Origin of the sequence: Natronococcus pandeyae, assembly GCF_008122205.1 — an archaeon.
Lineage (GTDB): Archaea > Halobacteriota > Halobacteria > Halobacteriales > Natrialbaceae > Natronococcus > Natronococcus pandeyae.
Map to the genome: position 1 here is coordinate 19422 of NZ_PHNJ01000027.1, position 8424 is coordinate 27845.

Below are 8424 nucleotides of genomic sequence, written 5' to 3' on the forward strand. Positions count from 1 at the left end.
TACTGTTATATCGTCATAGCTGAATTGAAGGTAATCACCGAATGAGCAAGCGAGAGCCCGTTTCGAACGATACGACCGGCGGACGCGGCTACAGCCGACGTGCCATGCTGGCCGGATCCGCAGGGCTGACCGTCGCGACCAGCGGCTGCGTTCGACAGGTTCGAACCGTCGTCAACCGAGACGACGTCGAGCAGCTCTCGCTCACGATCACGACTCTCCCCGCCGACGGCGACCGGGAGAGCATTCAACTGGCACGGGAAGTCGCCGCCGTCCTCGAGGCCGCCGGAATCGACGTCTCGATCGAGATGCGCTCGAACGAGGAGTTCCTGCGGGCGGTCCTGATCAACCACGACTTCGACCTCTGCGTCGGCCAGCATCCGGGCGGCACCGATCCGGACTTCCTCTACGAAGCGTTGCACTCGCTGTACGCCGACGAGTCCGGCTGGCAGAACCCGTTCGGCTTCGCGAACCTTCGGGTCGACGACTTGCTCGAGGAACAGCGCCGAACGGACGGCGACGACCGCGAGGCAGCCGTCGAAGAACTGCTCGAGGAGGTCGTTCGCGAACAGCCGTTCGTGCCGATCTGTGTCCCCGAGGAACACCGAATGGTCAGGACCGACCGCTTCGACGGCTGGGAGGACGGCCATCCGGCGACTCGCCTCGGCTACCTCGGCCTCGAGCCGAGCGAGGGAACCGACCGGCTGCGGGCCGTCCACGTGGATGCGCGTCCGTCACAGAATATCAATCCGCTCACGGCCGAGTACCGCGACCACGACCCGTTCGTCGACCTGCTGTACGACTCGCTGGCGACCGAACGCGACGGCGACCTCGAGCCCTGGCTCGCCGAGTCCTGGGCGTACGAGGACGGCGTCCTGGAGGTGCAGCTTCGGGAGGGCTGCCGGTTCCACGACGACGAACCCCTCGACGCCGACGACGTCGAGTTCACGTACGAGTTGCTTCGCGACACCGAACTCGAGGAGGGCGAGAGTCCGTCGCCGCCGCCCCAGTATCGAGGGCCGGCGGGGATCGTCGAGGACGTCGAGAGACGGGACGACCACGAACTCGAACTCGAGGTCGACGCGGGCGAGGCCGTCGCCGAGCGCGCGCTGACGGTGCCGATCCTCCCCGAGCATATCTGGGACGATCGGGCGACGCCGGCGACCGTCCCCGGCGTTCGGGTCGCGGGTGGAACGACCGAGGCGGTCACCACGGACAACGTGCCGCCGATCGGCAGCGGCCCCTTTCGGTTCGGGAGTCGAACTGAGCGCGCACACCTCACGCTCGAGCGCTACGACGACCACTTCACGCTCCGCAACGACGTCGATCTGCCCGGTCCAACCGTCGGCGAACTCCGCATCCAGATCGATCCCCGGAGCACGTCGGCGATCGAACTCGTCTCCACGGACAGCGCGGACGTCACGAGTTCGATCCTCGAGACGTACGTCCTCGACGATATCGAGGAGGCCGACGACACGGCGATGCTCGAGTCGCCGTCGTGGACGTTCTACCACCTCGGGTTCAACGCGCGGCGGGCGCCGTTCGGCAACCCGCGATTCCGCCGGGCCGTCGCCGGGTTGATCGACAAGGCCTGGCTCGCCGAGGACGTCTTCCACGGCTACGCCGAGCCGACCGCGACGCCCGTGGCCGACGAGTGGACGCCCGACGACCTCGTCTGGGACGGCGAGGATCCGGTGACGCCCTTTTTGGGTGGCGACGGCGACCTTGACGTCGACGCGGCGCGGGAGGCGTTCGAAGACGCCGGCTTCCGGTACGACGGCGAAACGCTCCGGGTGAGACGCTAATGTTGGTCCAGGTACTCGTCCAGCTGGCGGTCGTCGTGACGCTCATGACGCTCGCCGGCATCGCCCTCTTCGTCGGCCGCTACCGGCTCCGGGAGACCCGCGTGGAGTGGAAGGATCGCGTGCGGGCGGCCACGCCGATCACGGTCGTCCTCGCCGTCGTCCTGCTGGGCAACAGCGTCGCCAGACAGATCGTTCCCGACCTCTCGTGGATGATCGACTGGAACCCGACGTGGGAGATCTACGATCTCGAAGGCCAGTTCATCCTCTGGCTCCAGTCGTTCGAGACGCCGGTGCTGACGGCGTACTTCTCGTTCATCTACATCTACGGCTACGTCTTCCTGCTGGTCTTCCCCGTCGTCGCCTACTTCGCGCTGTCGAACACCCGACCGCTCCGGGAGCTGCTGACGGCCTACACGCTCAACTACACGCTCGGGCTCCTGCTGTACATCTTCGTCATCGCCTACGGACCACGGAACCTGCTGCCCGAAGTCCAGGCGCTGATGTACGATACGTACCCGCAGTACCAGCACCTCACCCGCCAGGTCAACCGGAACACGAACGTCTTTCCGTCGCTGCACACCTCGCTTGCGGCCACCGTTGGCATCCTCGCCTACCGGACGCGGGACGTCTACCCGTGGTGGAACCTCGTCGCGGGCGTGCTGGCGATCAGCGTCGCGATCTCGACGATATACCTGGGGATCCACTGGGCGATCGACGTCCTCGCCGGGATCGTCCTCGCGTACGTCTGCGTCGAGCTCTCGCGGGTGTTCGTCGGCCGTTGGTCCCTCTCCGAGCGAGTGGCCCTTCAGCGGTGGCTGCCCTCGATCCGTCGTCAGTAGCCCTGACGTCCCCCGATCGGGCCGTGTTCAGATACTACTGTGAGTACGCAGCGTCCGGTGAGACCACCACGAGAGGCCAGCCCCTTTGGTTCCCACCTGAGTCGGCTGCCTGGCGAGCCACCGCGGGTGGGACTGAAAGGGGCTGACGCGGTCGATCCCTCCCGGGCGACGTACGGACCGCAGCGAGCCCTGGAGGGGCGACCGCGTCAGGGGCTTTCGGGGTGTTCGATTCTCTCAGCGAGTCGGTGTACTCTCAACACCGTCCTCCGCTCGAGCCAACGCATTTACGCGACGGCGGAGACCGTTCGGGTGAATGCTTGAGCGGGTCGCCGCCTTCACCGACACCTACCTGCCGACCGTCAACGGCGTCACCTACACCGTTCGAACCTGGCGAGATCGGTGGGTACGCCGCGGCGGCCGGATGGAGGTCGTCTTTCCCGACGCGGCGGGCTACGACCCCAGTGATGGCGAACATCCCGTCTCGAGCGTCGGCTTTCCGTTCTACGGCGGGTTCCGACTCGGCCGGCCGCGCGTTCCGCGGAGCCTCCCCCGCGTCGATGTCGTTCACGCTCATACGCCGTTTCCGATCGGCCTCGCCGCCTTGCGATATGCGCGCAAAGAATCCCGTCCGCTGGTCGCGTCTTACCACACGCCGACCGCCGCGTACGCGCCGTACGTCGCGCCCGGAAAACGGCTCGCCGACCTGGTGGGACGGGGGGCCACGGCGTACGAACGCCGGTTCTACGACCGCGCCGACCTCGTGCTCGTCCCGTCGGCGACGACCCGCGAAGAGGTCCGCGAACGCGTCGGCGTCTCGACGCCCGTCCGAGTGGTTCCCAACGGCGTCGACACCGAGCGGTTTCGACCCGTCGACGCCGCGGGGTTTCGCGACCGGTACGACCTCCCCGACGGGCCGCTGGTCGGCTACACCGGCCGCCACGGCCACGAGAAGCGACTCGAGGAACTGCTCGAGGCCGCGGCGCGACTCGAGACCGATCGGGTGACGCTCGTCCTCGGCGGCGACGGCCCCGCTCGACCCGCGCTCGAACGGCAGGCCGCAGCGCTCGGCGTCGACGCACGCTTCCTCGGCGTTCTCGACCGAGACGAACTGCCGTCGCTGTACGCGGCCCTCGACGTCTTCGCGTTCCCGAGCCCCGTCGAGACCCAGGGACTGGTCGCGCTCGAGTCGATCGCCTGCGGAACGCCGGTCGTCGCCGCCGATTCGGGCGCGCTCGCGGAGACCGTAAGCGACGGCGAGACCGGGCTGCACTACCCGCCGGGCGACCCAGCGGCGTTCGCACGCAGGATCGAGCGCCTCATCGACGAGTCGGCCCGGTTCGGGGAGCGCTGTCTCGAGCGACGAGCGGTGATCGGGGTCGACCGGTCGATCGCTCGGCTTCAGCGGGTGTACGCGTCGCTTTCGGACTGAGTGCGAGCGACAAAAAACGACGGACGGCGTTACTCGTCCTCGAGCGCGTCGGCGATGCGCTTGATCGCGCGGGTCTGGTCGCGCATCTCGTCGCGAAGCTGTCGCACTTCGCGGACGAGTTCCTCGTTGCCGCCTTCCTGACCGCGGCCGCCCGGACCGCCGGGGCCGCCGCCACCGCCCATCATGCCGCCCATCATCTGAGCGAACGGGTTGCCGCCGCCGCCACCCATGCCGCCGGGGCCGCCGCCACCGCCGAACGGACTCTCCGGCGGTTCGCCCTCGCCTTCACCTTCCTCGGCTCGCTTTTCGCGGATCTCCTCGACCCGCTCACGGAACGATTTCTCTTCACCGTTGCCGTTGTCGCCGTTGCCGTCGTTTGCTTCGTTTTCGTCCGTCATAGGTCCGAGTTCACGATCACCGGGGAAAAGGATTGCCATGTCACTACTTCAGGCCGCGACGATCCGGCGTTTCGCTTCACCCGAACGATCCGAGCGAGGACTGGAGGCTCCGGTCGGTCGCGCCCTCCTCGAGTTCGTAGCCGACGAGGTCGCGCATGTCGACGGCGTAAGTTGTGCCGCCCGTCTCGAGGACGAGCAGCCGTCCCTTGACGCCGACGACCGTTCCCGAGGCGATCGTCTCCCGAACCGGGCGGGCGTCGAGTTCGAGGCCGTACTCGAGGTCGAACGTCTCGATGACGTCGAATTGCTCGAGGACGGCCGCCCACGCCGACTGGTCGACGTCGCTCGCCAGCGACGCGACCTTCGGCCCGGTTCGGACCCGGTCGACCAGCCACTCCGCGATCTCGGCCTCGAGTTCGCGGGCGATCCGGCCGTTCGAGACCGTGTGGACGTGGGCCGCTCTGTCGGCACCCTGCTCCCGGATTCGGGTCTCGAGACGCCGGCTCTTGGTGACGCCGACCTTGAACGTGTCCGGCGCGAACGCCGCGACGTAGACGGCGTGCTCCTCGTAACAGTCCATCTCGTCTTTCAGGCAGGTGCCCGTACAGCGGGCACAGACCCAGGTGCTCGTGTGGTACTCGCAGTACGGCGCCCTCGGTCGGTCGCAGGAGACGTGCTCGCCGTCGTCGACGACGCCGGCACAGTGGCGCGAACCGAGCGAATAGGAGAGGGTGTCGCCGCGCTCGAGCGAACGGCGTTCCACCGTCTCGCCGTCGCTCAGACGCAGCGCGGATCCTCGCCCGCTCGGTTCGTAGCCGACCAGTTGCACGCGGCAGGGTTGGTGGCGGGCGCAAATAGGCGTACTGTTCCCGGGTGATCGGGACCCGTTTCGGTGTACGCTACCGCGAGAAGACGAGCCCGTAGTGGTACGGCGGCAGGTCGACCTCGCGTTCGAGCGAGAACGCATCCGTCTCGAGGACGGCCTCGCGCGTCTCGTCACTCCCGAGTCGAAGATCGGTCGGCGGACCGCGGGACTCGCCGTCGATAGTCGTCTCCGCTCGAGGACGATCCGCCCAGTTGACGACGACGAACGTGCCGCCGGGCCGGAGCGCGTCGCGAACGGCCTCGAGGACCGTCTCCCGGTCGTCGATGCCGTGAAACGCGTTCGCCAGCAGGACGGTGTCGACCGACTCGGGGAGTATCCGATCGAGTTCGCGGGCGTCGCCATGCACCGTTCGGACGTTCTCGATCTCCTGCTGGGCAGCGAGGTGGTCGAGTTCAGCGAGCAGCGACTCGTCGAGGTCGACGGCGTACACCGGCGCCGGCGCGGTGATTCGGGCGGCCGGGAGCGCGAAGTAGCCGTTTCCCGAGCCGACTTCCGCGAGCGTCGTTCCGGGTTCGATGCCGAGCCGGCGAAGCGTCGCGCCCGGCGTCGGCCAGAGCTTGCCCCACCAGTCCCAGTCGGGCTGGCGCGTGTTCCGAAAGCGGTCCATACCGGCTACTCGTGACCGACCCACGGTATACGTTGTGACCTTCGGTTGGAACCCGCGCTGTCGCGGACCGGCAGCGGGGTGGACCGTCGCGGCGAGTTCCGGACGAAGAACTATACGCTCGACTCGTGAATCACCGGGTATGGCACTCGAGGGCACGCTCGAGGCGACGGTATCGTCGGGGACACCGGGATCGGACGCGGTGGCGTTCGAGTTTTCGGTCACTAACACCGGCTCCGAGCCGGTCGAACTGCAGTTCTCGGACGCCTGCAAGGCGGAGTTCGTCGTCGAGGACGAGGGCCGAGAGGTCTGGCGCTACACCGACGGCCGGATGTTCGCCCAGATGATCAGTTCCGAACGGATCGCGCCAGACGAGACGGCCACCTACGAGGCCGAGTGGGAGAACCCACAGTCGGGCGAGTACACCGCGGTTGCCGAGTTGCGCGCCCAGGAGGGGATCTGCGAGGCCCGGACCGACGTCTCGGTTCCGTAGCAGTAGATCGTAGCACAGTTGCGTTATTCAGAGTTGACCGCGAAACTCGAGTTCAGTATAGGTGAAGTAGTTGCCAGAGCGTCCATCGAATCGTACAGAATCTGCCAAAAGTCGTCTGCTGAATACAGAGCATAGGCCTTGTTTAGACGCTCAAACGTTAGCAGTATAGAGTCCATCGAACTCGTATCGCCGTGCTAGTAGCTCGGAGAAAATACCAAATCTACTAGGAAGTGAAGCGGGACGGATTCGTTGTGCACACGAAGACCTCCCGCTTCACCGAGAAGGTTGTGTCGCTCGCCCAAAAAGCCGTCGCTGGTCCGCCAGCTCCGTCCTACTGTCCGGGAGAAGAAGGCTACGCTGATTGGGTGATTCTCGCCGTTCAGGGGTTGAAAGAGTATCTTGGCCATCCGTACCGGAAGCTGATGGACGTCCTCCGCGAGATGCCGAGAGTGACGAAATCACTCGGATTGACGCCTGAAACAGTCCCACACTTCTCGACGGTGTGTACGCGAAAGCAGGCGATTCCGATGAAGCGGTGGCGAGCGATTCTCGATCAGTCCGTCGAACTGTATGATCTCGGTGATGTGCAGGCGATCGACGCAACCGGCGTTGATCGCGTCCAGGCCAGCCAGCACTACGCAAAGCGGACAGACTACTCGTTCGAGGCGGTGAAGACGACGCTGCTCGTCGATTGCGAGACCAGTGCGATCCTAGATATACACTGTTCGATGAAACAACCGCACGATACACAGGTCGGCTGGCAGGTGTTAGTGCGGAATCTCGACGAGTTGGCGACTGTCGCTGCCGATAAGGGCTACGACTGGGAGGAGCTTCGCACTAGGTTGCGCGCGGAAAGTATCACGCCGCTGATTCCGCAACGAGATCCTGGGATGCGAGGGTGGGCGAGAAATTTGCTCATCAAGGATCGGGCGTATCACCAGCGCTCGAACGCTGAATCGGTGTTTTTCGGGCTCCGACGCAGATACGGCGAGACGCTCTGGTCGAGAACCTGGTTCGGACAATTCCGTGAACTTGTCATGAAATCCGCCGTCCGCAATATCGAACGCGCCATCGAGGACTCACACCCGTGAAATCACGCGTTCAAACAAGGCCCAGAGCATATATACAGCACTCACTGGTGAGGGGTCGTGAGTGACTCAGTGTGGATCCGGATTTCGTTTGGCGTTGTGCCCATTCCACGAAACAGTCGATTGAGACTCAACACTCTACCCATGGACACGTCCATGGTGGTATCGTCCCCGTAGTAAGGAGATCGCAGCCCTTCGGATTGAACACAATTTCATCATCCCGATACACCTCAAGTTCGACTGCGACAACATCCTGAAACTCATCCGGGACTATATCAAGATTATCTGCGATCTCGCTTGTCACCCAGTCTCCGTCATTTAAGCGGGCCTCAATTACGTACTCCCCGTCGGCATCACTCCAAGCACACTCGATCGGGTACCGTTCCGACGTAGTTCCAGATCCGTCTTCGACCGCCTGAAGTTCTACTTCTTCAGATTGCACTGTCGAACCGTCTTTCTGAACCACTACATCAACCTCAATGGGTTCATCCATAAAATTCGCTACCCTGACGCCTGCTAATTGGACAGTTGGTTCGAAATTCCCAATACATCCGGCCGCTGCCACCACCGGTACGGTAATGCTCTTTGTGAGAAACTGGCGGCGGTTCATAAGCCGATTCCCTGTCCAGTTAACAAGTACCTTCTGGTGATCGTGGGTATTTGTAGAATCGATTGTATGATGAATAGTTTGTATTTAGCACGCAGTTTTTGACAGCTATCAGTGGACTCAATTGCCGCTCCGTAACCTGCTCTGCCTTTACTTAGCGTTCGATCTTTCGCGTTGATCGCTCCTCAGTCCGTGCCACATTCGCGCTATCTATTCAGCACACACTGAACGAACTACCCGATACCTGTCAGAAACGACGTGTCCGACTCAGAAGATAA

The 8424-nt window shown here is 64.2% G+C and carries 9 protein-coding genes; 5 read left to right on the top strand and 4 right to left on the bottom strand.

Annotated features, from left to right (window positions below; genetic code table 11):
- Window positions 1-41 precede the first annotated feature (41 nt).
- The 3 genes from CV102_RS25085 (at window position 42) to CV102_RS25095 (ending at window position 4070) form a co-directional block, all read left to right on the top strand.
- A complete protein-coding gene (locus tag CV102_RS25085; protein WP_148860731.1) occupies window positions 42-1802 on the top strand; it encodes an ABC transporter substrate-binding protein in 1761 nt (586 codons plus the stop codon).
- Window positions 1802-2641, top strand: coding sequence for a phosphatase PAP2 family protein (locus CV102_RS25090; protein ID WP_148860732.1), 840 nt, complete (start codon window positions 1802-1804; stop codon window positions 2639-2641). Before CV102_RS25085 ends, CV102_RS25090 begins: the two co-directional genes overlap by 1 nt.
- A gap of 313 nt (window positions 2642-2954) precedes the next feature.
- A complete protein-coding gene (locus CV102_RS25095) occupies window positions 2955-4070 on the top strand; it encodes a glycosyltransferase (protein WP_148860733.1) in 1116 nt (371 codons plus the stop codon).
- A gap of 29 nt (window positions 4071-4099) precedes the next feature.
- Here CV102_RS25095 and CV102_RS25100 read toward each other — a convergent pair whose 3' ends face one another.
- The 3 genes from CV102_RS25100 to CV102_RS25110 form a co-directional block, all read right to left on the bottom strand.
- On the bottom strand, window positions 4100-4468 hold the full coding sequence (locus tag CV102_RS25100) for a hypothetical protein (RefSeq protein ID WP_148860734.1): 369 nt from the start codon (window positions 4466-4468) through the stop codon (window positions 4100-4102).
- Between the two features lie 76 nt (window positions 4469-4544).
- Complete coding sequence (locus tag CV102_RS25105) at window positions 4545-5297, bottom strand: DUF2797 domain-containing protein (protein ID WP_148860735.1); 753 nt, start codon at window positions 5295-5297, stop codon at window positions 4545-4547.
- Between the two features lie 70 nt (window positions 5298-5367).
- Complete coding sequence (locus CV102_RS25110; protein ID WP_148860736.1) at window positions 5368-5961, bottom strand: class I SAM-dependent methyltransferase; 594 nt, start codon at window positions 5959-5961, stop codon at window positions 5368-5370.
- 139 nt (window positions 5962-6100) lie between these two features.
- Between CV102_RS25110 and CV102_RS25115 the strand changes: the two genes are divergently transcribed.
- Together CV102_RS25115 and CV102_RS25120 are read left to right on the top strand one after the other, a co-directional pair.
- The gene (locus tag CV102_RS25115; protein WP_148860737.1) at window positions 6101-6451 is read left to right on the top strand and encodes a BsuPI-related putative proteinase inhibitor; all 351 of its coding nucleotides are present in this window, start codon (window positions 6101-6103) and stop codon (window positions 6449-6451) included.
- 230 nt (window positions 6452-6681) lie between these two features.
- Entirely contained in the window at window positions 6682-7542 is an 861-nt protein-coding gene (locus CV102_RS25120; protein WP_148860738.1) for an IS5 family transposase, read from the top strand.
- Between the two features lie 127 nt (window positions 7543-7669).
- On the opposite strand, the gene CV102_RS25125 is transcribed toward CV102_RS25120, so the two are convergent.
- A complete protein-coding gene (locus tag CV102_RS25125; protein WP_148860739.1) occupies window positions 7670-8149 on the bottom strand; it encodes a hypothetical protein in 480 nt (159 codons plus the stop codon).
- Between the last annotated feature and the right edge of the window lie 275 nt (window positions 8150-8424).

What these genes read in the sequence shown, in the direction of transcription:
- CV102_RS25085 (WP_148860731.1), top strand. Translation starts at nt 42, where the DNA reads ATGAGCAAGCGAGAGCCCGTTTCGAACGATACGACCGGCGGACGCGGC.
- CV102_RS25090 (WP_148860732.1), top strand. Translation starts at nt 1,802, where the DNA reads ATGTTGGTCCAGGTACTCGTCCAGCTGGCGGTCGTCGTGACGCTCATG.
- CV102_RS25095 (WP_148860733.1), top strand. Translation starts at nt 2,955, where the DNA reads ATGCTTGAGCGGGTCGCCGCCTTCACCGACACCTACCTGCCGACCGTC.
- CV102_RS25100 (WP_148860734.1), bottom strand. Translation starts at nt 4,468, where the DNA reads ATGACGGACGAAAACGAAGCAAACGACGGCAACGGCGACAACGGCAAC.
- CV102_RS25110 (WP_148860736.1), bottom strand. Translation starts at nt 5,961, where the DNA reads ATGGACCGCTTTCGGAACACGCGCCAGCCCGACTGGGACTGGTGGGGC.
- CV102_RS25115 (WP_148860737.1), top strand. Translation starts at nt 6,101, where the DNA reads ATGGCACTCGAGGGCACGCTCGAGGCGACGGTATCGTCGGGGACACCG.
- CV102_RS25125 (WP_148860739.1), bottom strand. Translation starts at nt 8,149, where the DNA reads ATGAACCGCCGCCAGTTTCTCACAAAGAGCATTACCGTACCGGTGGTG.